Here is a 20,979-nt window from a genome sequence, read left to right as displayed (position 1 = left end):
GAGAGGTAGGCACCGCGCCGTGTCCCCCCTGATCGGCACCATGACCACGCGTGCCCGCTGGTACCTGGCCATCTGCTCGGCCCGGCACCTGCTCATCGGCGCGGCCGCCCTCACGATCCCGAACGGGTTCGGGTCCGCGGCGTTCGCCCCGATCGTCTCGGCCGCGCCGCTGCACGTCTGGGCGGCGATCTTCATCGGCGCCGGCCTGGTCTGCGGTGCGGCCGCCGCCCGCAGGTCAGAACGCCTCGCCCGGCTCGGCCTCACATGGTCTGCGACGTCCACTCTCATGGTCGCCGTCGGCCTGGGGCTGGCGTTCGCGCTCAGCCTCGACCCGACCGGAGTGCGGTGGACCCCAGCCGCCGCACTCACCGCAGCCGGCGGCGTGGTCCTCACCGCCACCCTGGCCCGCGTCGGCCGTGACCCGTTCGCACCGACCCTCGCAGGGCTGGCCACCACGTTCGTCACGGTGTTCCTGCTGCTCGAGCTCGACCCGGCCACCGTGCCGACGTCACCCACCGGCGCTGTCGTGTGGGCCGCCGTGGCGCTGAAGGACTTCACCGTCCAGGCCGACCCGCTCCGTTCACCGTTCGAGGAGCTCGAGGGGCTGCTCCACGGAGACGACTGACAGCCTCTGGGGGACCTCGTGGACGTACAGGACTGGTCGACGCTCATCCTCGCCGTCGTCGGCCTCCTCGGGTGGGGAACGTCCACCTGGCTGAACCGCCGCGGCGCGGACCGGCAGCACCGGCAGGCCGAGGCCGCCGGCAAGCTCGCGGAACGCACGCAGGCGTTCACCGAGCTGGAGGCCGCGAACGAGCGCCTGGCAGCGGAGGTCACCCGCAAGGACGCCGACGTCGACCGCGCGCGGGCCGAGACGACCAGGCTGCACGACCTGTACGAGCGGCGCCTCGCCACCCGGGACGAACGGTGCCGGGCCACGACGTCCTCCCTGACCGCGGCGCTCGAGGCGCTGCGCGGGGTCGTCCTGTCCGAGCTGGTGCGCTCCGAGGCGCGACACGCCATCGACGAGGCCAACGAGCACCTGACCACCGACCACCCGCCCCCTCACCCGCAGGAGGACCACCCGTGAGCACCATCGCCGGCCCGAACACCCTCACCCTCGCCGACCTCGGCCTCGACCCCGCGGACGATGTCGGCCGGACCTGGCACCCCAAGCGGGAGAAGTTCTGCGCCGACGGGACCCTGCCCGACCTGACCGACGACGAGGTCGCTGAGCACCTCCGCAAGCCGGAGGCCGCGGCCGCCGAGGCCCTCCTCGCCGCCGAGGACTCCGCCGAGACCCCCGAGGGCGTGGTCTGACCGTGGCCTACCTCTGGTACACCTGGCTTGCCGACGCGTTCCGCGGCGCCGGCCTCAACGTCGTCGAGATCGACGGGTGGAAGACCCGCGGCCGCCCCGCCTCCTCCGGTGGGAACGACGCCCGCGCCCTGACCAACCACCACACCGGCGCCACGTCCCGCCCCGACTCCTGGGCGCCCGGCCTCACCACGCTCATCACAGGCCGCGTCGACCTGCCCGGTCCCCTGTGCCACTACGCCCCCGACTACGCCGGGAACGTCTACGTCATCGCCGCCGGCCGCGCCAACCACGCCGGGTACGCGAAGCCGGTGCCGGGCCTGGTCGGCGGCGACGGCAACGCCCAGCTACTCGGCTCGGAGATCATCACCGACGGCCGACAGCCCATCCCCGCAGCACAACGCCGCGCCATCGCCGTCACCAACGCCGTCGTCCTGCGCGAGCTCGGCCTCGGCACCGACCGCCTGTACCGGCACGCCGACACCTCGGTCACCGGGAAGTGGGACATCGGCCAGTACACCACCCAGGAGCTCCGCGCCCTCACCGAGCAGGCGTGGGCAGAGCTCGAGGCGCCGTCGGCGCCAGCCATCCCCTCGGAGGAGCTCATGCGCGTCATCCAGTCCCCCGGCCGCGGCATCGCCGTCGTCGGCCCCGGCCACTACCACCACTGCACCAGCACCGAGGAGGTCAACGCCGCGACGGCTGCCTACGGCGCCCCGCTCGTCGGCAACGACCGCCAGTTCGACCTCTGGGCCGCGATCGCCACCCAGGACAACCGCCGCACCCCTGCCCCCACCCCCGCGACCTGAGAGGCCCGTCATGCCCGTCTCCGCGTACACCAAGGCCATCGCGTCCTTCCTCGCGACCCTCGCCGCCGCGTTCGTCGCGGCGAACACCGACGGCCACGTCGACGGCCTCGAGCTGCAGCAGCTCGTCGTCCTCGCGCTCGCGTCCGCGGGCGTCGTGCTCGTCCCCGTGCTCCCGGGCACGGTCGGCCGGTACTCCAAGCAGGTCGTCGCGTTCCTCGGCGCCGCCGCGGTCGCCGCCACCCCGCTCTTCCACGGCGTGTACGACGACCTGAACGTGTGGCTGATCGCCGTCCTCGCCGGCCTCCAGGCGGTCGGCGTCGCGGCTCTGCCGAACGACGGCTACCAGCCGCGGCACGCCGCGCCGGCCCTGTTCCGCCACAGCGTGCCCGTCGACAGGGGCGAGACGCAGGGCGGGTTCCTGGTCGTGACCGGGGCGGCGCTCGCGGTCCTGTTCGTGCTCGTCGCCCTGCTCACCGCGGCCCACCACATGGGCCGGTAGGCCGGGGCCGGCCGTGACCACCCGGCGCCTCGTCGCGCTCGCCGTGGCCCTGTGGGTCACCGCGGTCGCGGTGTGGGGCGGCATCGCGCTCGAGGTCCGCCGTGCGGGCCTGGTCGGGGGTGTGCTGTGACGAACGTGGTGCACCTGGCCGACGTGCCGTTCGACGTCGTCGTCACGGTGTCGCTGCCGCCGCAGCGGTGGTCGACGTCGGCCACCGACCCGCAGCCCCGTTGGACCGTCACCCTGCAGGAGCAGCCATGACCCTGGTGCGTTGGACCGTCGAGCGGGAGTCCACCGAGTGGGTCGGGCCGCTGCAGGTCGCGCTGAACGGTACCCAGACGTCCGGCTTCGAGGTGGCCCTCGTGCGTCACGACGAGCGGCCGGACGGTGCCGGGTGGGCGGCGCCGGTGCAGCTGGGAACCGGGTACGGGCACCTGGTCGCCGGCCACCCGCCGGGCCTGTACGTGCTGTGGGTGCGGGTCACCTCGGACCCGGAGGTCGTCGTGATGCGCGCAGCCTTCGTCGAGGTCACCTGAACCCCACCCTCGGCCCGTCGCGCGGCTCTACGCTGAAGCGCCCCGTCGTCCTCCCCACCCCCTGGGAGGATGGCGGGGCGCTTCGTCATGCTCATAGGCCGCGTCGCTGCGCTCGCTGCGGGTAGCCTTCGGCAGGTGCCCGTCGACGACCCAAGCGAGCCCGCGGCCGCGGCCGCCGACGCGGCCGCGGCGCCAGATCCGGTCGCCGCGTTGCCGTTGAAGGACCAGCTCTGGCACGCGATCGGGCGCACGGCGCAGGCCAACGCCGTGCTGGAGTCGCACCTCCGCGATCTTCACAGGCGGCTGGTGGGCATCGGACCTGCGCACGCCCTGACCCCGCTTGTCCGCGGTGTCGGCGCGCTAGTGGATCAGTCCCGGGCGATGATGGCCGCCCTGCAGTGGCCGGACGACTGGCATGCCGTCGCTGCGTCGGCCCTTCAGGCGGCGAAGGCTGCGGACGAGCAGCGGCACCGCGCCGTTCATGACGTCTGGCAGCTACTCGCGACGCAGCCTGACGGAGACGTCCGTCTGTACCGGGGGCAGCTGGTCAGGTCGACGCCGTGGTACATCGAGTTCCGCGAGGCCGAACTTGACTACGTCCGGCGCGCGGCCGTGGCCAACGAACGCGCCGGCATCCGGATCTTCGCGCTGATGTGGTGGGTGATGGACGCCGACCCCATCTCGCCATCACTCCTCCCCCCTGAGCGGCGTGCCGAGACCGTCGCGAACTGGCGTCGGACCGTCAGCGACGACTTCATCATGATCGAGACCGGCTCTTGGCGGTTCGACGACGACTAACCTCACACGTGTGCGGTGTGCCCCGACACGGCCGTCAGGTGGGTGAGCCCGGTCGTGCGCATCGCGTCCTCGAGGTCGGCGGGCAGCCGCGAGGTGTCCCCGACGACGAGACCGGGTAGCAGGCCGCGGGAGTCGGCCGGCAGGGGGTCGGTGGCCTGCCGCAGCCCGTCCCGCAGGTGCGCGGCGACGCCGTCCGCGCCGTCGGGCGGGTCGGCGTCCACCGGTCCGGTGGGCAGCAGCAGGGCGACGACGTCGTCGCCGGGCTCCGCGGCGGCCAGGCGCCCCGCGACGCGGACGGTGTCCCCGGTGCCGAGGGCGCCGACGTCGGCCCCGCCGAGCAGGAGCACCCGGGCGCGCGCCGGTCCCCTCACTCCCCTGCCGGTGATCTCGTCCACCTGGACCCGGACGACGAACCGCTCGGCGTCGTCGTCCGCGCGCCACGACGACGGGTCGGGTCGCACGGGCCGCGGCTCGGCGGTGACCCGCCCGGTGACGGTGACGACCGCGGCCTGCTCGACGAGGTCGGGCAGCACCCCGGCGCCACGGACAGCGAGGTGACCGGCCGTGGAGAGGAGCACCAGACCTGCCGCACCGAGCGCCAGGGCCGCGGTGGGGCGCCAGCGCTGCCGGGTGCTCTCTCGGCGTCGGGTCGCCGCGAGCACCAGGACCACCGTCGCCGCGAGCGCCACGGTGGCCGCGACGAGGACGGGTCCGGGGTCGGACGCGCACGCCCACCCGGCCGCGCCCCAGGCCGTCGCGGCGGCCGGGATGAGGCGCAGGTCAAGCGGCACGCGCTCGGGTGCGCGCAGCGACGCCGTGGCGCCGACCGCGGAGGTGGCGCTCACACCGTGACGAGGGGACGCAGCCGCTCGAGCACCTTCGGGCCGATGCCGCTGACCTCGGCGAGCTCGTCGACGGCCGTGAACCGGCCGTTCTCCTCGCGCCAGGTGACGATCCGCTCGGCGAGCACGGGACCGATCCCGGGCAGGGCGTCGAGGTCGCCGACCGTGGCCGTGTTGAGGTCCACCGGTCCCGTCTCCGCTCCCGGGGGCCCCGTCGACGGTGAGGCTCCACCCGGCGCGTGGCCGGTCGTCGCACCCGGCGGCACGCCTTCTCCGGGCCGGGGAACGAGCACCTGCTCCCCGTCCACGAGGGGCCGGGCGAGGTTGACGGCCGTCAGGTCCGCCTCGGGCGTCGCTCCCCCGGCCTGCTGGACGGCGTCGTGCACGCGCGCCCCGGTGGGCAGGCGCACCAGCCCCGGCGAGACGACCTGGCCGGTGACGTGGACGACGACCTCGCCGGCGGGCCCCGGCCCTTCGGTCCTGCCCGACGGGGTGCCCGCAGCGGTGGGTTCCACCTCCTCGGCCACCCCGCCCGGCGCGGGCTCGGTGTCCGACGCGTCGCCCACGCCCTGCTTGGGCTCCTCCTGAGACGACGACCGGCCACCGTCGCTCGTGCGGACGGGGACCGGCACGCCCGGCGTCGCCTCCGCCGTCCGGACGGCGACGACCACGCCGACGATCCCGACGAGCACGACGAACGCCATGACGGCGAGCGGGGAGACCGCCCAGCGTCCGGTGCGGACGGACGCGGGGAGCCGGTCGGCGGCCCGCGCCGACCAGGTGTCCCGGAGCGGACGCGCGGCTGTCGCGTCGCCCGCGAGGCGGTGGCCGACGACGTCCTGCCAGTCCGGGTCGCCGTCCCAGTCCGGCTCGTCCGCTGTGGCGGGTAGGTCGTGGTCGGGCGCGGCCGCTGGGGCGGCCGGCGCTGGGGGCACCCACCCGGCGCGGCCCCGGCCGAGGGCGGCGGCGAGGCGCTCGGCGGCCTCCTGCTGCTGGTGGCTGCGGCGGTCGGTGCGGTGCGGGACGGGCATGCGGGCAGCGTGGCCCGGCCCCCACAGGGACAGCGGGTCGCCGGCCGGTGTCTGTGGACGACGCGCCCGGCCGGCCGGGGTGTGGACGGCTCGTGCTGCGAGAGGGTCAGTCCGCCGGGGAGACGACGACGGCGATCATGCCGGGTCCGACGTGGGCGCCGACGACGGCGCCGACCTCGATGGTGCGGATGGTGCGCGCCCCTTCGAGCCGGCCGCGCAGCCGTTCGCAGAGCTGGGTGGCCCGTGGCTGGGAGGCGAGGTGGTGGACGGTGACGTCGACGGCGACGCTGCCGTCCTGCGCCCCGGGCACGGCGGTGGCGGCGAGCTCCTCGAGCCGCGCCAGCGCCCGGCTGGAGGTGCGGACCTTCTCCCGGGGTTCGATCCGCCCGTCGACGAGCTCGAGCAGCGGCTTGACGGCGAGCGCGGACCCGATGAGCGCCTGCGCGGCACCGATCCGCCCGCCGCGGCGCAGGTGCTCGAGGGTGTCGACGTAGAAGAAGGTCCGGGTGCGGGCGGCGCGCTCCCGAGCCGCCTGGGCGGCGTGCTCGCCGTCCTGCCCGGCGGTGATGGCGTCGACGGCGGCGAGCACGGCGTGCCCGAGGCCCATGCCGAGCAGTCGCGAGTCGACGACGTGCACGGGCACGGGGGCGTCGCGGGCGGCGAGCCGGGCGGCGTCGTGGGTGCCGGACATGGCGGCGGACAGGTGCACGGACACGATCTCGGTGGCACCGTCGGCGGCGAGCGCCTCGTACGCCTCGAGCAGGCGCGCGGGCGCGGGTCGCGACGTGCTGACGGGTGTCCACTTGCGCAGCGCGGCGGCGAGATCCTCGCTGCTGATGTCGCGCCCTTCCTGGTGCGGGACGCCGCCGACGACGACGTCGAGGGGCACGACGGTCAGGCGGTGCGCCTCGACGAGCTCGTCGGGCAGGTACGCGGTGGAGTCGGTGACGACCCGCACGTCCTGGGTCGCCACCGGCTGGGCGGCTGTCTCCGTCGTCCCGGCAGCCCGGGAGCGTCGTTCCCACCAGGGGCGGCGCTTGCCGGGCACGTCAGGCGGGGACCACGTTGACGAGCTTGGGCGCCCGCACGATGACCGTGCGCACCCCGCGGCCGTCGAGCGCGGCGACCACGGGCGCGGCTGCCAGGGCCTGCTGCTGCAGGTCGGCGTCGCTGATGGACGGCGGCACCTCGAGGCGGGCGCGGACCTTGCCGGCGACCTGGACGACGCAGGTGACGGTGTCCTCGACGAGCAGGGACTCGTCGACGGCGGGCCAGCCGGCCAGCGCGACGGCCGGGTCGTGGCCGAGCCGGGCCCACATGTCTTCGGCGGTGTAGGGGCTGAACAGGCTGAGCAGCACGGCGACGGCCTCGGTGGCCTCCCGGACGGCGGGGTCGGCCCCGCCGACGCCGGAGTCGATGGCCTTGCGGGTGGCGTTGACGAGCTCCATCAGCCGGGCGACGACGACGTTGAACTTGAACGCCTCGACGAGGCCGGCGCACTCGTGGACGGTGCGGTGGGTCTGCCGGCGCAGCGTGACGTCCCCGCCGGCGGGGTCGGTCCCGACGGGTGAGGTGACGTCGTCCGCGAGGCGCCAGGCGCGGGCCAGGAAGCGGGCGGACCCGGCCGGGGACACGTCGGCCCAGTCGATGTCGTCCTCGGGTGGCCCGGCGAACGACATGGTGAGCCGGACGGCGTCGACGCCGTGCTCCTCGAGCTGCTCGGACAGCCGGACGAGGTTGCCGCGGGACTTGCTCATCGCCGAGCCGTGCATCTGGACCATGCCCTGGTTGAGCAGGCGGCTGAACGGCTCGTGGAAGTCGACCATGCCCATGTCCTGCAGCACCTTGGTGACAAACCGCGCGTACAGCAGGTGCAGGATCGCGTGGGTGACACCGCCGACGTACTGGTCGACGGGGCCCCACCGGCGGACGTCGTCGACGTCGAACGGGACGTCGTCGCGGCCGGGCGAGCAGAACCGCAGGAAGTACCAGGACGAGTCGACGAACGTGTCCATGGTGTCGGTGTCGCGCCGGGCGGTGCCGCCGCAGCGGGGGCAGTCGACGGTCACCCAGGCGGTCGCCCCGCCGAGGGGGGACGTGCCCTTGGGCTTGAGGTCCAGGCCCTCGGCGGGTGGCAGCTCGACGGGCAGCTGGTCGTCGGGGACGGGCACCTCACCGCACGCGTCGCAGTGGACGATCGGGATGGGCGTCCCCCAGTACCGCTGCCGGGAGATCAGCCAGTCCCGCAGCCGGTAGTTGGTGGTGGCACCGCCGAGGCCCTTGGCCTCCAGGTCGGCGACGATCGCGGCGATCGCCTCGTCCTTCCGCATCCCGTCCAGCGACCCGGAGTTGACCAGGACGCCGTCCCCGCCGGTGGCGACGCCGGACTCGGCCGGGTCGGGCAGCGGCTGCCCGTCGTCGTCCCGCACGTCGACGACGGTGCGCACGGGCAGGTCGAACGCCCGGGCGAAGTCGAGGTCGCGCTGGTCGTGCGCGGGCACGGCCATGATCGCGCCGTGGCCGTAGTCGGCCAGGACGTAGTCGGCGGCCCAGATGGGCAGCTTCTCCCCGTTGACGGGGTTGACGGCGTACCGGTGCAGGAAGACGCCGGTCTTCTCCCGGTCGGTGCTGAGCCGGTCGATCTCGGACTCGCCGCGGACCTTCTCGACGTACGCCTCGAACTGCACCCGGACGTCGTCCGGTGCGTCCGCGGCGAGCTCGGCGGCCAGGTCGGAGTCGGCGGCGACGACGAAGAACGTCGCCCCGTACAGGGTGTCGGGACGCGTCGTGTAGATCGTGACGTCACGGTCGGCACTTCGCTCGGCACCGTCGCCGGCGCCCTCGATGACGAACCGGACGTCGGCGCCCTGGGAGCGGCCGATCCAGTTGCGCTGCATCGCGATGACCTTGTCGGGCCAGGCGCCGACGAGGCCGTCAAGGTCGTCCAGCAGGCGGTCGGCGTAGTCGGTGACCTTGAAGTACCACTGGGTCAGCTTCTTCTTGGTGACCGGGGTGTCGCACCGCTCGCACAGGCCGCCGACGACCTGCTCGTTGGCCAGGACGGTCTGGTCCTTCGGGCACCAGTTGACCTGGCTGGGCTTGCGGTACGCCAGGCCCTTCTCGAAGAACCGCAGGAACAGCCACTGGTTCCACCGGTAGTACTCGGGGTCGCAGGTCTGCAGGACGCGGTCCCAGTCGAAGGAGCACGCGTACCGGCGCATGGACGCCTTCTGCTGGGCGATGTTGTCGTACGTCCAGCCGCGGGGGTCCAGGCCGCGCTGGATGGCGGCGTTCTCGGCGGGCAGGCCGAACGCGTCCCACCCGATGGGGTGCATCACGTTGAAGCCGCGCTGGATCCAGTACCGGGCGATGACGTCGCCGAGCGCGTACGCCTCCGCGTGACCCATGTGCAGGTCGCCGGAGGGGTACGGGAACATGTCGAGGACGTACTTGGCCGGGCGGTCGTCGCCGGGCCGCCCCGACCGGAACGGTGCCAGCTCGTCCCACACCGGCAGCCACTTCGCCTCGATGGCGTGTGCGTCGTACCGGTCCCGCTCGGTGGCCGTCGCCTGCGCCTGCTCGCTCGTCATGTCGTCGTCCCTCGCCTCGTCGCCGTCATGCGGCCCGCTCGTCGCCGTGGTGGTCCCCCGGCGTCCCTGCCCCAACGTCTCTTCTCCGAACACAGAAAAGCCCCTCACGCAGGAGGGGTCGCCGCGCTGATCCGCTCCGGTGAGCGGGCTGCCTCAGCGCGGCCGGCGAAGGAGCAGGGCGGTCCGCACGTGCTCAGGGTAGCAAGGTGGGCGCCGACGCTTGGCGCGGTCGTCTCGCGGCCCCCTCAGGGCAGGTGAGGCAGCAGCGCGACCCACCGGTCCACGGCGTGCGCTTTCGCCGAGCCGGGACTGGACCGACCCAGTGCCCGCAAGGGGGTGAACAGGTTCTTGGCGAATCGCAGGTCACGGATCCGATCGATCGGCTGGGACCGCCAGTCCCACGTCGCCTCCCTCGCCTCACCGAAGGACAGCGGGGCGTGGGACAGCGCCAGCTGCTCAGCGAGCGCGGAGAACTCGCGCGCCTCATCGCCGTGGCGCAACCTCGACGCCAGCAGCGCGAGGTAATGCACCTGTGCGATGGCGCTCTCACGATCATCGACGTCACCGTATGTCGACGCCCCTGCGAGCACGCTGCCATATGCCCGCCACAAGGCGTGCCGGTTGGTCGCGAGCTCGTCACCACGGGCTGACGCCGTTCGCGAGGACAGTACGTACAGCACCGCCCGCCAGTCGCCGGGTGACGACCGCTCCGGGGACGGAGGCTGCTGCGCCAACAGGGCGATCAACTCCGTCAACGACAGCCGCGCTAGCTCGGAGACGTTCATCGCGTGTTCCACGACAGGCTTCCTACCCGCCCCACGCCGGTCCGAAGCGCCCTTGCTCGAGCCAGGGGGCAAGTCGCCGTCTCGACTGATCAGTCACCTAAGAAGACCAGGTAGCGGTGAGGCCTCTCGTCCACCAACTCGGTCAACGCCAGCAGTGCCCGGGCGGCATCGGCTGCACCTTCAGGAGCGGAGTCAACGAGAGTCCTTAGCTCGTGTACAACGAGGCGCAGTTGCATGCTGTTGAAACGTGTGTCATCGCAAGGGTCGACGTTGCCCAACATGGGCAGATTCAACGACTTAGCGAACTCGACAAGACGATTAAGGTCCGGATGGAGGCACCGAGCTAGATCGGAGTCCGGAAGAGTCCATACTTTGACAGATATCGGCACTCGGTTTGCCCCTTCTGACTATTACCTGACGGGATTTGTCGGACAGAAGCTGATGACCCCAACGTGTCCCGCGACGACCGTGTCCTGCGGCGAAGCCGGGAAGGCATTGCAGTCGTCCCCGAGCCGGTGGAGATCCTCACTGCGGTCAAACAGTCCGTTGGTCTCGTCCGCATCTTCGCGGCCAGGCATGTGCCTGCTCCTAGCATGCTGTTCGCCCGAGCGCCCAAGAAGGCCTGCTCGCAGTTATGAACGAGGATTGGCGCGGTGCCAGCGAGGACATAGTACGCGCGCAGTCGTCGACGGTGGTGTTGTGGACTGTCGAGCTGCGGATGCTGTGTTGCAGGAAGGTAATGGTCGTTGGTGACGCCGCCTTCGACGGGCTCGACCTCGAGGAACCGCCCGAGCGCGGCGCCGTACGAACGGACGCTCATCTGCACGGACGCGATAGTTCTGGCCTGTTGGTTGTGGGCGTTATCATGGCCGAGCCAGCCGTTGTCCGGCTCTTCACGGATGAGTGTGGGGTGAGCACGGCGCGCCGGGGGCGAGGCTGACCCGTCGTCGACACTTGGGCCCTTCTGACGTCGCACGGCATCCTCGGCCGCACCGGGCCATTGCGTCAGCCACCGCGCATGCCTGCCGGTACACTGGCTTCCTGTGCCACGCCTTCTCTAGTCTGGTCGCACAGCGACTCGCAGGTGCTGCTTCTCCAGCGGCATGGGCGCGTTGCGGCTCGCTCCAACTGCCGTGTGCCGCGTCTGCAGAAGCGCCGCATCTGCGTTCGCTGAGCGCCTCGCCCGGCCACTCTCCACCAACGAGGGGTTCGTATGTCCGGAATCGCCGACACAAATGCGATTGATCTCGTCGCTCAAGAGGCTGACGGGACCATTCTTCTTGTCATGGTTGAAGATCGCCCTTGGGGTGCCCATCCTGATCAGGCTGGCCAACTGCAGGAAAAGATCAACACTTATGCCGGCTACCTGATCGACGGAAGTCTGACGCGTCAGTATCCGGAGACAACAGGCTTACCCGTCCGGATTCGCCTTGACTGCGCCGAGACGCCCCACGGCCACTTCGCACACATAACCGACCACGCCGCAGTGCAACTGGCGGCACGCGGCATCGATTTTGTGATCAAAGCGCGCGGTTGAGTGCGAAGCGGGGGCCGCAACCAGGGTCCCCGCCAGTACTGCACGCAATCCCGACCGGATTCGCCGTCGCCCCACCACTCACCCCTGCTGCCCGTCGTCGCACCCGCCGACGGGAGAACCTAGCGAGCGAACACGCTGCGGCACCGGCGACTTGGGCGACTCGCCCTATCAGGGTTCCTGATGGGCCAAGCCGGTCTCCAGAGGGTCGACACTGCGACGAGTCGACGGGACCGAGTGCACCGCCACGATCCGGTGAAGCGCCCGCGCATCCGCCAGCAGAGCCGCGCCCGGCTGGGTCAGCGCTCGGCCGGCGGAGGTCAACGACAGACCTCGAACTCCGCGATGGAAGAGCGGCGCACCCAGCGCCTTCTCCAGGCCTTGCACATGTGCGGTCACCGTCGGCTGGGAGTAGTTCAGATGGCGCGCGGCCGCGGTGACGGTGCCGAGCTCGACGACCGTCAGGAACGACACGAGATGCGCGATGGACAGCAGCTGCCCGGTCACTTCATGGCCCCCGTTCCGGGCCGTGTCGCCCGCTGGCGTCAATCTGGCGGAGGGCAGGTGCGCTTGTCAACGCAGTCACGACTGCGCGTCATGAACCCCCACGTCAATAGCCCCAACGTCGCTGCCTTCACGGGCGCACCTGCAGGAGCCGTCGCGCAGCTGTCATGGCTGCCTTCCGGAGCTCACCGGCATCGAGGTCGCCCTCAGCTGGAGCTCGAGTGGTCATCCAGCCGTCCGTCACGCCCGCCCCCAGATGGTCCGCTGAGCCCCGCGGTTCAGGCGTCGACCCAGACGTGCCTCACAACGACGTGAGCGGTCGACGGCATCCTGCGCATCAGCGAGAAGCTGACGTCCGCATAGCGGAACAACAGCCGTTCGCGGACCATCAGTGTGACGGGGTCGAGGGCCGCCCCCTGCACCCAGTCCATGGGCTCCGCGTCGCTGAGGAACCGGATGAAGGCGACCAGCTCGTCCAGGCGGTTCCTGGCGTGGACCCTGACGAAGCTGACGTCGCGGTAGGAGTCCTCGCGGTCGATGTCGTAGCGGGCGAGCGCGTACGGACGCCCTCCCCGCGGCAGCCCAGCCAGGGCCCCGCGGTCCGTCAGGACCGGAGTCGTCACGAACGACGAGAAGACAGCCTGCGCGAGGCGCTCCCAGTCGGGGTGCTCGTCGCCGCACCAGGACAGCTGGATGGCGTCGGCCGCGGGGACCAGTGCCAGCAGGGCCTGCCGGAAGGTGCGCAGGAGGTGGTCGACCGAGCAGACGAGCACGTCGTCATTCCCGGACGAACGACACGTCTCGTCGTCCAGGCCCGCCTTCCGGTCCAGCTCACCACTCACGCCGCGACCACCCCCGCGACGGCGACCGCGGCGGCGAGCAGGGTGAGTCGGAAGGCGAGGCGGGCCGGTGCGACGAGGCTGGCGACGCCCACCCCGCACGCCACTGCAAGCAGCGTGGTCGCCACCCAGCCGAGTCCCTCCCCGAGCAGGAGCACTCCAGCGGCGGCCACCACTCCCCCGGCGGCCACGACCTGCGAGGCCCGTGCCCCGATGCGCTGCGGCAGACCGCGCACCCCCGTGGCCGCGTCCGCCTCCTCGTCGGGGACGGTGTTCGCGAAGTGCGCCGCGACACCCAGCACCCCGGCGGCGACGGCCAGCGGCCAGCGCACCGGCGAGCCAGCGAGCGTGGCCGCGATCACCGGCAGCAGCCCGAACGAGACCAGGTACGGCAGCGGGCTGGCGACGGTCGACTTGAGCAGCAGGTTGTACGCCCACGCCGACGCGACGGCGACGAGGTGCAGCACCCCCGGCACGGCTCCCAGGAGCAGCGACAGCACCACGCACCCGGCCACTGCGACGACCAGGGCGACGCGCACCGCCCCGACCCCCACGTCCCCGGAGGCGAGCGGCTTCTCGGACCGCCCGGCGGCCCGGTCGCGGCCGGCGTCCGCCAGGTCGTTGGACCAGCCGACGCTCGCCTGCCCGCACGCCAACGCCCCCGCCAGCAGCGCCAGGTCGACGCCCCCGGCTCCCGCGGACGCGCCCAGCGCCGTCCCGAACACCGTCACCGCGAGCGCCGGCAAGGGGTGGGTGGCGCGCAGCAGCGCCCCGGCCGCCGTCACCGCGCCTCCCCCGCGGCGACGGCGGCCTTCGCGACGAGCTCCCCGACGGCCTCGTGGGTGGGCCAGTCCCAGTGCAGGCCGTCGCGGTTGCCGCCCCCTCGCGCGTGCATGGCGGAGACGACGTCCTCGACGTCCACCAGCGCCACGTCGTGCGCGGCCGCCCACCGCCGGCACGCCACCACGGACGGCGCGTGCAGGCGCTGCGACGGGTAGTCCGGGCTGCGCCACGGCGACGGCGTCAGGACGACGACGGGCAGCCCGGGCCGGAAGTACCGGACGCCCTCGACGACCTGCGTCAGGTACCGGTCGGTCTCCGCCTGCGGCAGCGCCCGGAACCGCCCGCCGGTGGCCCGCACGACCCACGGGTGAGCCCACCGGTACGCGGACCGCGCGGCCCGGCGCACGCCGTCCGGTCGCAGGGTCGCGATGCCCTCCCGCCACCACGTCGGCAGGCTCGCGGGCAGGGCGTCCATCCCGCCGACCGCCAGGACGAGGACGTCGGCGCGCGGCAGCAGCACCGACCACACGACGGGGTCGCGCGTCACCGCCCACCAGGCGTCACGTGCCGTCCACCCAGGCCGGGCCACCAGGTCGACGTCGCCCCCGAGCCGGGCGGCGGCCACGTTCGGCCACAGCCGCGGGTCACGCACGGGACCGGCCTCGGCCGGACCGTGGAAGGCGAGGGAGTCCCCGAGGACGAGCAGCCGCACGCCGGTGACCCTACGGGCCGACCCGGCCGGTCACCGGCTGGACTGCTCCGGTCCCACCCGCGGCGGCGTCTGGTGCGGGTCGGTCGCGGACGGCCCCCGGAACGCCGTCCGCACGTGCAGGTCCTGGTAGGCGCGGCGCACCAGCCCGTCGACGTCGTCGCCGTCCCACGGCTCGAGCACCGCCTGCCCCACGGTGACGCGGCACGACCAGACGTCCATGCCGACCGGTGGGGACTCCACCAGGTACGCGCGCACCCGCCGCTCCACCTCCCCCGGGTGGACCCCGCACCCCGGTCCGACGACGACCATCTCGTCGGCTCGGCCGCGGGACACGACGTCCGTCCCCCGGGTGCACGCGCGCACGGCCTCGGCGACCGCGACGAGCACCTCGTCACCTGCCTCCCGGCCCACCCGTTCGTTGACGGCGGCGAGGTCGTTGACGTCGACGACGAGCGCCTGCATAGCCTCCCCGTGCCGGCGGACCTGCTGGAGCAGCTGGTTGCCCAGCAGGTGCAGGCCGGCCTCGTTGACGCAGCCGGTCAGCTCGTCGTGGACCGTCACCGACCGGACCGCCTCCTGGGCGTGCGTGACGGCGGCCCGCAGCTCACCGGTCCGGCGGCGGTGCAGCGACCACAGCAACGCCAGCCACGGTGGCACCAGCGCGGCCGGCCACGGCGAGGCCGTGGTCCACGCCAGCACGGGTGCCGCGGTGAGCACCACGGCACCCGCGGCCAGCCACAGCCGCTGCGCGACCGCGTGCCGGTCCTGGCCGTCGCGGTCGGCGGCGGGCGCGCGTCCGCGGCCCCCGGCGTCGTCCTGAGCCTCGCGCATCGACCGCCCTCGACCGTCAGACCCGGGGCCGTCCCGGTGTGCTGCAGGGTAGGACGACGACCGCGACGGCGCGCCGCTGTTCGCTCAACCGGGTGGTCCGATCACCACACGCGTCACCGACGAGGACCCGGCGGACACGCAGGGCGCCCGACCCGGCACGCTGGGTGCCCGGTCGTGCGCCGTGACGCGGAGCGCTGGACGCCGGCGCGAAGCGGCTCAGGCGGTCCGGACGGCGCGACGCCCGCGCCGACCACCCAGCCCCCGGCGGACGGCCTTCGCGGTGACCCGCGCGGCCTCCCGCACCCCGGTCACCGCGGCGCGCTTGGGGTCGTCGTCGTTCGGCAGCGACAGCCGGATGACCTGCCTCCACGCGGACGCGACCTGCTGCGGCAGGGTCCCGGTGGTGTAGCTGAGGCCGTACCGCTCGCTGATCTCCCGGATCCGCGGCGCGATCTGCGCGTACCGGTTGCTCGGCATGTCCGGGAACAGGTGGTGCTCGATCTGGTGCGACAGGTTGCCCGTCATCAGGTGCATGAACCGGCTGCCGTGGATGTTCGCCGAGCCCATCATCTGCCGCAGGTACCACTCGCCGCGGGTCTCGCCCTCGATGGACTCCTTCGCGAACGTCTCGACGCCCTCTGGGAAGTGCCCGCACATGATCACCGAGTGGGTCCACAGGTTGCGGACGAGGTTGGCGACCGCGTTGGCGCCGAGCGTGTGGAAGAACGAGGGCCCCGACAGCAGCGGGTGGGCGACGTAGTCCTTGAGGACCTGCCCGCGGATCTTGACCAGCACCTTCTTCACGTTCGCCCGGAACTCCGGGTCGTCGGTCGTGCCGTGGCGCAGCCGCTTGCCGAGCTCGAGGTCGTACGCCGCGATGCCGTACTCGAAGAAGCAGGCGTTGAGGAAGTTCCACAGCGGCTGCCCGAGGTAGGCGGGCACCCAGCGCTGGTCCTCGTCCACCCGCATGATCCCGTAGCCGAGGTCGTTGTCGCGGCCGAGGACGTTGGTGAACGTGTGGTGCAGCTCGTTGTGGCTGTGCTTCCACAGCTCGGACGGCGCGGCGTTGTCCCACTCCCAGGCCGTCGAGTGGATCTTCGGGTCACGCATCCAGTCCCACTGGCCGTGCATGACGTTGTGGCCGATCTCCATGTTCTCGAGGATCTTGGCCACCGACAGGCCGACCGTCCCGGCCACCCACGCGGGCGGGAAGAGCGAGAACAGCAGGACGGCGCGGCTGCCCATCTCCAGGGTCCGCTGGGCCTTGATGACCTTGCGGATGTAGGCGGCGTCGGCCTCCCCGCGGGAGTCGAACACCTCCTTGCGCAGGGCGTCGAGCTCGCGGCCCAGCGCCTCGACCTGCTCGGCGCTCAGGTGCGCGGTGGGGTCGGGCTTGCCGGACGGCTTGGGCGCCAGCCGCCGCTCGGTCGTCGACGTGGTCAGGCGGGAGTTCAGCGTGCGCTCCCCAGCGGGTGCGCTGGTCGCCTCGGGGGTCGGGGTGACGGCGAGTGCGGTCACGGGGCCTCCTTCGGGTCGGTTCGGACGTCGGAGTGGTCTGGTTCGTCAGGTCGGACGGTCAGATCTCGACCTGGCACGGGCCGGCGGCCGCCGACACGCAGGTCTGGATGCGGATGCCGTCCTCGGGGACGGCGGTGGTCAGGTCGCCGCTGCGCAGGTCGCGGACTGCCCCCTCGCGCAGGCCGACGACGCAGCCGAAGCAGATGCCCATCCGGCACCCGGAGGGCATGAGGACGCCGGCACCCTCGCCCGCGTCGAGCAGGGTCGTGCCGCCGTCGGCCTCGACGGTCGTGCCGGAGCGGGTGAAGGTGACCGTGCCGCCCTCTCCGGCCGCGACGACCGCGGGGCGGAACCGCTCGGTGTGCAGCCGGTCCGCGACGCCCGCGGCGGCGAAGTGCTCCTCGAAGGCGTCGAGCATGGCGGTCGGGCCGCACGCCCAGGTCTGGCGCGCCCGCCAGTCCGGGACGACGGCGTCGAGCTGGTCGGCGGTGAGCATCCCGTCGACGTCGGTGTGGCGCTCGACGAGGGTGAGCCGGCCGGTCGCGTGCAGGTCGCGCAGCTCGGCGCCGAAGACGACGTCCTGGGCGGTGGGCGCGGAGTGCACGAGCACCACGTCGTCCAGCTCGTGCAGGTGGTTGCGGAGCATGCCCATGACGGGGGTGACACCCGACCCGGCGGTGACGAAGAGCGTCGGGCCGCGGTGGTCGCCGAGGGTGAAGTCGCCCGTGGCCTGGTCGAGGTGGACCATCGTGCCCGGCCGCAGCCGGTGCACGACGTACCGGCTGACCACGCCGTCCGGGATGGCCTTGACGGTGATGCTCAGCTCCCGGGTCAGGTCGCAGCGCGACGTGACCGAGTACGCCCGCCACTGGCGGACGCCGTCGACGTCCACGCCGATGCGGACGTACTGGCCGGGGACGTGACCGGCCCAGGACCGGCCGGGCCGCAGCCGCACGGTGACCGCGTCCGCGGTCTCGGGGACGACGGCCGTCACCTTCGCCCTCAGGTCCGCACCGGAGCGCAGCGGGGCGACGAGGTCGAGGTAGTCGGCCGGGACGAGCGGGGTGGCGACCGCCTCGGCGACGCGCGCGAGCGCGGTCCCGACCCGGCGGGCCGGTCGCGGTGGTGTCGTCAGGAACGCCATTACGCAACCGTAACCTACGACTCCGTAAGTTGCGCATTGGTCTGCACGTGGCGCCCCTCACCCGGGCGTCCTCGGCCCCTCGGCACGGGAGGGCTCAGCCGCTGCCGTACTCGCGCTCCACGACGGCCACCCGCACCCGGTACGCGGCGTACCAGCGCTCCCGGCCCGCCCGTTGCGCCGCCTCGTGCTCCGCGACGCGCTTCCAGGCCAGGGCCGCCTCCTGGTCCCGCCAGTACGACACGGTGATCCCCAGCCCGTCGTCGCGGGCCGACTCGATCCCCAGGTACCCGGGCTGGACGGCGGCGAGCTCCTCCATCCGGGCGGCGGTGGCCGCGTAGCCGTGGTCGCCGTCCGTGCGCGTCGAGGAGAACACCACGGCGACGTACGGCGGGGCGGGGGTGGACGCGAAGGGTTCGTGCACGGCGCCGATCCTCCCAGGACGCCGACCCCGGCGACCGGCGACCGGGGACCGGCGACCGGGGACCGGGGAACGTCGGCCGAAACAACGAGCCCGGGAACGCGACGAGGCCCCACCCGGAACCGGGTGGGGCCTCGTCTGCGGGTGGAGCTGAGGGGACTCGAACCCCTGACCCCCTCCATGCCATGGAGGTGCGCTACCAGCTGCGCCACAGCCCCGCCGTCCTCAGTGAGGACTCGCGGAAGCATAGACCACACCGGGCCGGGTGCCGAAATCCGGGGGCGGCCGGGCCGCCGTCACGCGGCCGGCGGGCGGGACGTCAGGCGCCGACGTTCCAGGCGTCGACCGACCAGCCCCGCCGACCGTGCGTGAGCACCCCCCAGTGGCAGTTGCGCAGCCCGGCGAACACCGCCCAGGAGCCGAACGGCAACCCGAGGAGCCGGGCGGTGGCGTCCCGCAGGGCACCCCCGTGGCTCGCGACGACGAGCACGCCCTCGGGGGTGCTCGTCGCGTACCGCTCGATGGCCTCGGCGGCTCGCGCGGCCACCTCGCTGCGACGTTCACCGCCGCCCAGGGGCACGTCCTGACCGGCCAGCCAGGCGTCCAGGTCCCCGGGCCAGCGCTCGTCGATCTCGGCGCGGGTCAGCCCCTCCCAGCGCCCGGCGTGCACCTCGCGCAGCGCCTTGTCGAGCTCGACCTGCAGGCCCGTCGCGTCGGCGAGGGCCTGCGCGGTGTCGGCGGCGCGGGACAGGTCCGAGCTGACGACCCGGGTCGGGGGCAGCCCGGCGAGCACCCCGGCGGCCCGGGCGGCCTGGTCGCGGCCGACGTCGTCCACCGGCACGTCGAGCTGGCCCTGCCAGCGCCCGCCGGCGTTGGACGCCGTGCGCCCGTGGCGCCACAGGACGACCCGCTCGGCGCTCACTCCTGCGGGGCCGCGGGCTCGTCCGCGCCCTGGGGGTGGCGGACGTGCTCGGGCAGGTCGATCACCGGGCAGTCCTTCCACAGCCGCTCGAGGGCGTAGAACTCACGGTCCTCCGCGTGCTGGACGTGGACCACCACGTCGCCGTAGTCGAGCAGCACCCACCGCGCCTCCCGCAGCCCCTCGCGGCGCACGGGCTTGGCACCGAGGTCACGCAGCTTCTCCTCCACGGCGTCCACCACGGCCCGCACCTGCCGGTCGTTGTCGGCCGAGGCCACGACGAAGGCGTCGGTGATGACGAGCTGGCTGCTCACGTCGAGGGCGATGATCTCCTTCGCCAGCTTGTCCGCGGCCGCCTCGGCGGCGGCGACGGTGAGCTGCACGGCGCGGTCGGTCGCGGTCACGAGTCTCCTCGGGTCGGTGCCTCCGCGTCGTCCGGCACGGCCGACGGCGGTGGTGACGGGCGGTGGTGAGGGGCGGTGGGACGGCCGGTCACGTGCGCACCGGCCGCCCCCAGCCTCTCACGGGCGTCAGTCGGCCTGGTCGGCGAAGTCCTGGCCGAGGACGACGACGACGTCGGCGAGCGTGGGGGCGTCCCGCCCCACGGCCACCACCTCCGCCGGCAGGCCCAGCGCCTCGGCGACGGCCAGCCCGTCCTCGCGGTCCTCAGGGCTGTCCGAGGCGACCGCGACGACCGAGGTGTCGCGACCCAGGGAGGTGGCGTTGCCCCCGCCGACGTACCGGAACCCGGCCTCCACCAGGCGGTCCCGGGCACGGTCGCCCAGGCCCGGCGAGCCGACGCCGTTCTGCACCAGGACGCGGACGGCGTCCGGGCCACCCGGGCGCAGCGCACCGGAGAAGCGGGTCTGCAGGACCGGACCCGCCTCGGCCTCGTCGATCCCGTAGATGACGTTCTCGTCCCCGGTGGAGATCTCCTGCACCGGCAGGACCGTCGCCCCGTACTGGTTGCTCGTCAGGGTCTGCTTGACCTCGACGAGGACCTCGGCCAGGACCTCGACGGGCTGGGTGCTGCGGCTGTTCTCGCCGAGGCTCAGCAGCAGCCCCTCGACGTCGCTGACGGCGCTCGGCAGGTACGACAGCAGCCCGGTGAGCACCTGCGACAGCCGTGCCGAGCGCGCCGTCTCGGCCTCCTCGGGCGCCAGGTACGTCGCGTAGGCGACGGCCTGGACGCCGTCCAGGCGCTGTCCGTTGCCGGCCGGGATGGTGACGCTGTCCGTCGTCACCGCGGCCGGCACGTCCACGGCGACTCCACCGAGGGCGTTGACGAGCTCCTGCAGGCCGTCGGTCGTCAGCACCCAGGTGCCGTCGACCCGCACGTCCAGGGCGTCCTCGACCGACTGGCCCACCGCCGCGTCACCCGTGGCCAGGGCGTCACCGAGCGGGACGCGGCCACCCCCGGCGACGTCGACGAGCAGCCGGCTCGGCATCAGCAGGGCGGAGGTGGTGCGACCGTCGGTGCCCACCAGCGCGGCGCCGACCACGCCGGAGGCCGGGTCCGTCAGCGCCATCACGAACGTCCGCTGGGTCGCGCCCCCACCGGCGTCCGCCG

At 73.2% G+C, this 20,979-nt stretch carries 25 protein-coding genes and 1 tRNA gene; 9 read left to right on the top strand and 17 right to left on the bottom strand.

What is annotated here, in order from left to right:
• Positions 1 to 40: 40 nt before the first annotated feature.
• The 8 genes from ACYVQV_RS17820 to ACYVQV_RS17785 all read left to right on the top strand — a co-directional run bounded on the left by ACYVQV_RS17820 (position 41) and on the right by ACYVQV_RS17785 (position 3,959).
• A complete protein-coding gene (locus tag ACYVQV_RS17820; RefSeq protein WP_461024663.1) occupies positions 41 to 625 on the top strand; it encodes a hypothetical protein in 585 nt (194 codons plus the stop codon).
• A gap of 18 nt (positions 626 to 643) precedes the next feature.
• Positions 644 to 1,090, top strand: coding sequence for a hypothetical protein (locus tag ACYVQV_RS17815; RefSeq protein ID WP_461024662.1), 447 nt, complete (start codon positions 644 to 646; stop codon positions 1,088 to 1,090).
• A complete protein-coding gene (locus tag ACYVQV_RS17810; RefSeq protein ID WP_461024661.1) occupies positions 1,087 to 1,320 on the top strand; it encodes a hypothetical protein in 234 nt (77 codons plus the stop codon). The genes ACYVQV_RS17815 and ACYVQV_RS17810 overlap by 4 nt, the downstream gene beginning before the upstream one ends.
• Before the next feature lie 2 nt (positions 1,321 to 1,322).
• Positions 1,323 to 2,126, top strand: a complete 804-nt coding sequence (locus ACYVQV_RS17805; protein ID WP_461024660.1) for a peptidoglycan recognition protein family protein — start codon at positions 1,323 to 1,325, stop codon at positions 2,124 to 2,126.
• Positions 2,127 to 2,136: 10 nt separating this feature from the next.
• On the top strand, positions 2,137 to 2,625 hold the full coding sequence (locus ACYVQV_RS17800; protein ID WP_461024659.1) for a hypothetical protein: 489 nt from the start codon (positions 2,137 to 2,139) through the stop codon (positions 2,623 to 2,625).
• A 126-nt stretch (positions 2,626 to 2,751) separates the two neighbouring features.
• Positions 2,752 to 2,886 (top strand): hypothetical protein, encoded by a 135-nt coding sequence (locus ACYVQV_RS17795; protein ID WP_461024658.1) that lies wholly within the window; start codon positions 2,752 to 2,754, stop codon positions 2,884 to 2,886.
• On the top strand, positions 2,883 to 3,161 hold the full coding sequence (locus ACYVQV_RS17790; protein ID WP_461024657.1) for a hypothetical protein: 279 nt from the start codon (positions 2,883 to 2,885) through the stop codon (positions 3,159 to 3,161). Before ACYVQV_RS17795 ends, ACYVQV_RS17790 begins: the two co-directional genes overlap by 4 nt.
• Positions 3,162 to 3,296: 135 nt before the next feature.
• Positions 3,297 to 3,959 (top strand): hypothetical protein, encoded by a 663-nt coding sequence (locus tag ACYVQV_RS17785; RefSeq protein ID WP_461024656.1) that lies wholly within the window; start codon positions 3,297 to 3,299, stop codon positions 3,957 to 3,959.
• Between the two features lie 2 nt (positions 3,960 to 3,961).
• On the opposite strand, the gene ACYVQV_RS17780 is transcribed toward ACYVQV_RS17785, so the two are convergent.
• The 5 genes from ACYVQV_RS17780 to ACYVQV_RS17760 form a co-directional block, all read right to left on the bottom strand.
• The gene (locus ACYVQV_RS17780; protein ID WP_461024655.1) at positions 3,962 to 4,804 is read right to left on the bottom strand and encodes a ComEC/Rec2 family competence protein; all 843 of its coding nucleotides are present in this window, start codon (positions 4,802 to 4,804) and stop codon (positions 3,962 to 3,964) included.
• Positions 4,801 to 5,832, bottom strand: coding sequence for a helix-hairpin-helix domain-containing protein (locus tag ACYVQV_RS17775; RefSeq protein WP_461024654.1), 1,032 nt, complete (start codon positions 5,830 to 5,832; stop codon positions 4,801 to 4,803). Before ACYVQV_RS17775 ends, ACYVQV_RS17780 begins: the two co-directional genes overlap by 4 nt.
• Positions 5,833 to 5,938: 106 nt before the next feature.
• Positions 5,939 to 6,805, bottom strand: coding sequence for a DegV family protein (locus ACYVQV_RS17770; protein ID WP_461024653.1), 867 nt, complete (start codon positions 6,803 to 6,805; stop codon positions 5,939 to 5,941).
• Positions 6,806 to 6,881: 76 nt separating this feature from the next.
• On the bottom strand, positions 6,882 to 9,422 hold the full coding sequence (gene leuS, locus ACYVQV_RS17765) for a leucine--tRNA ligase (protein ID WP_461024652.1): 2,541 nt from the start codon (positions 9,420 to 9,422) through the stop codon (positions 6,882 to 6,884).
• Between the two features lie 245 nt (positions 9,423 to 9,667).
• Complete coding sequence (locus ACYVQV_RS17760) at positions 9,668 to 10,219, bottom strand: hypothetical protein (protein WP_461024651.1); 552 nt, start codon at positions 10,217 to 10,219, stop codon at positions 9,668 to 9,670.
• Between the two features lie 1,201 nt (positions 10,220 to 11,420).
• Between ACYVQV_RS17760 and ACYVQV_RS17755 the strand changes: the two genes are divergently transcribed.
• Positions 11,421 to 11,744, top strand: a complete 324-nt coding sequence (locus ACYVQV_RS17755) for a DUF6572 domain-containing protein (RefSeq protein ID WP_461024650.1) — start codon at positions 11,421 to 11,423, stop codon at positions 11,742 to 11,744.
• Positions 11,745 to 11,912: 168 nt separating this feature from the next.
• On the opposite strand, the gene ACYVQV_RS17750 is transcribed toward ACYVQV_RS17755, so the two are convergent.
• From ACYVQV_RS17750 to ACYVQV_RS17695, 12 genes are all read right to left on the bottom strand, one after another.
• Positions 11,913 to 12,248, bottom strand: coding sequence for a LysR family transcriptional regulator (locus ACYVQV_RS17750; RefSeq protein ID WP_461024649.1), 336 nt, complete (start codon positions 12,246 to 12,248; stop codon positions 11,913 to 11,915).
• Between the two features lie 275 nt (positions 12,249 to 12,523).
• Positions 12,524 to 13,087, bottom strand: a complete 564-nt coding sequence (locus ACYVQV_RS17745) for a hypothetical protein (RefSeq protein WP_461024648.1) — start codon at positions 13,085 to 13,087, stop codon at positions 12,524 to 12,526.
• Positions 13,084 to 13,869: a UbiA family prenyltransferase gene (locus ACYVQV_RS17740; protein WP_461024647.1), complete on the bottom strand. Its 786-nt coding sequence runs from the start codon at positions 13,867 to 13,869 to the stop codon at positions 13,084 to 13,086. The genes ACYVQV_RS17745 and ACYVQV_RS17740 overlap by 4 nt, the downstream gene beginning before the upstream one ends.
• Entirely contained in the window at positions 13,866 to 14,579 is a 714-nt protein-coding gene (gene octT / locus ACYVQV_RS17735) for a diglucosylglycerate octanoyltransferase (RefSeq protein WP_461024646.1), read from the bottom strand. Before octT ends, ACYVQV_RS17740 begins: the two co-directional genes overlap by 4 nt.
• 30 nt (positions 14,580 to 14,609) lie before the next feature.
• Positions 14,610 to 15,410, bottom strand: coding sequence for a GGDEF domain-containing protein (locus tag ACYVQV_RS17730; protein ID WP_461024645.1), 801 nt, complete (start codon positions 15,408 to 15,410; stop codon positions 14,610 to 14,612).
• 216 nt (positions 15,411 to 15,626) lie between these two features.
• Entirely contained in the window at positions 15,627 to 16,826 is a 1,200-nt protein-coding gene (locus ACYVQV_RS17725) for a fatty acid desaturase family protein (protein WP_461024678.1), read from the bottom strand.
• Positions 16,827 to 16,986: 160 nt separating this feature from the next.
• A complete protein-coding gene (locus ACYVQV_RS17720) occupies positions 16,987 to 18,072 on the bottom strand; it encodes a ferredoxin reductase (RefSeq protein ID WP_461024644.1) in 1,086 nt (361 codons plus the stop codon).
• A 94-nt stretch (positions 18,073 to 18,166) separates the two neighbouring features.
• Positions 18,167 to 18,493 (bottom strand): antibiotic biosynthesis monooxygenase family protein, encoded by a 327-nt coding sequence (locus ACYVQV_RS17715; RefSeq protein ID WP_461024643.1) that lies wholly within the window; start codon positions 18,491 to 18,493, stop codon positions 18,167 to 18,169.
• A gap of 142 nt (positions 18,494 to 18,635) precedes the next feature.
• A tRNA-Ala gene (locus tag ACYVQV_RS17710) sits at positions 18,636 to 18,708 on the bottom strand.
• A gap of 101 nt (positions 18,709 to 18,809) precedes the next feature.
• Positions 18,810 to 19,412 (bottom strand): histidine phosphatase family protein, encoded by a 603-nt coding sequence (locus tag ACYVQV_RS17705; RefSeq protein ID WP_461024642.1) that lies wholly within the window; start codon positions 19,410 to 19,412, stop codon positions 18,810 to 18,812.
• A complete protein-coding gene (gene rsfS, locus ACYVQV_RS17700; RefSeq protein WP_461024641.1) occupies positions 19,409 to 19,813 on the bottom strand; it encodes a ribosome silencing factor in 405 nt (134 codons plus the stop codon). The genes ACYVQV_RS17705 and rsfS overlap by 4 nt, the downstream gene beginning before the upstream one ends.
• 126 nt (positions 19,814 to 19,939) lie before the next feature.
• Positions 19,940 to 20,979, bottom strand: a 1,040-nt coding sequence (locus ACYVQV_RS17695) for an LCP family protein (protein WP_461024640.1), incomplete at its 5' end; no start/stop codon positions are given.

Source organism: Thalassiella azotivora (assembly GCF_054781695.1).
Note: the sequence above shows the minus strand (reverse complement) of the source record. Positions and strands in the feature narration are given on the sequence as shown.

Excerpts from the sequence above, each read along its gene's own strand:
- ACYVQV_RS17800 (WP_461024659.1), top strand. The coding sequence starts at position 2,137 with ATGCCCGTCTCCGCGTACACCAAGGCCATCGCGTCCTTCCTCGCGACC.
- ACYVQV_RS17755 (WP_461024650.1), top strand. The coding sequence starts at position 11,421 with ATGTCCGGAATCGCCGACACAAATGCGATTGATCTCGTCGCTCAAGAG.
- ACYVQV_RS17790 (WP_461024657.1), top strand. The coding sequence starts at position 2,883 with ATGACCCTGGTGCGTTGGACCGTCGAGCGGGAGTCCACCGAGTGGGTC.
- ACYVQV_RS17775 (WP_461024654.1), bottom strand. The coding sequence starts at position 5,832 with ATGCCCGTCCCGCACCGCACCGACCGCCGCAGCCACCAGCAGCAGGAG.
- ACYVQV_RS17720 (WP_461024644.1), bottom strand. The coding sequence starts at position 18,072 with ATGGCGTTCCTGACGACACCACCGCGACCGGCCCGCCGGGTCGGGACC.
- ACYVQV_RS17730 (WP_461024645.1), bottom strand. The coding sequence starts at position 15,410 with ATGCGCGAGGCTCAGGACGACGCCGGGGGCCGCGGACGCGCGCCCGCC.
- ACYVQV_RS17820 (WP_461024663.1), top strand. The coding sequence starts at position 41 with ATGACCACGCGTGCCCGCTGGTACCTGGCCATCTGCTCGGCCCGGCAC.
- leuS (WP_461024652.1), bottom strand. The coding sequence starts at position 9,422 with ATGACGAGCGAGCAGGCGCAGGCGACGGCCACCGAGCGGGACCGGTAC.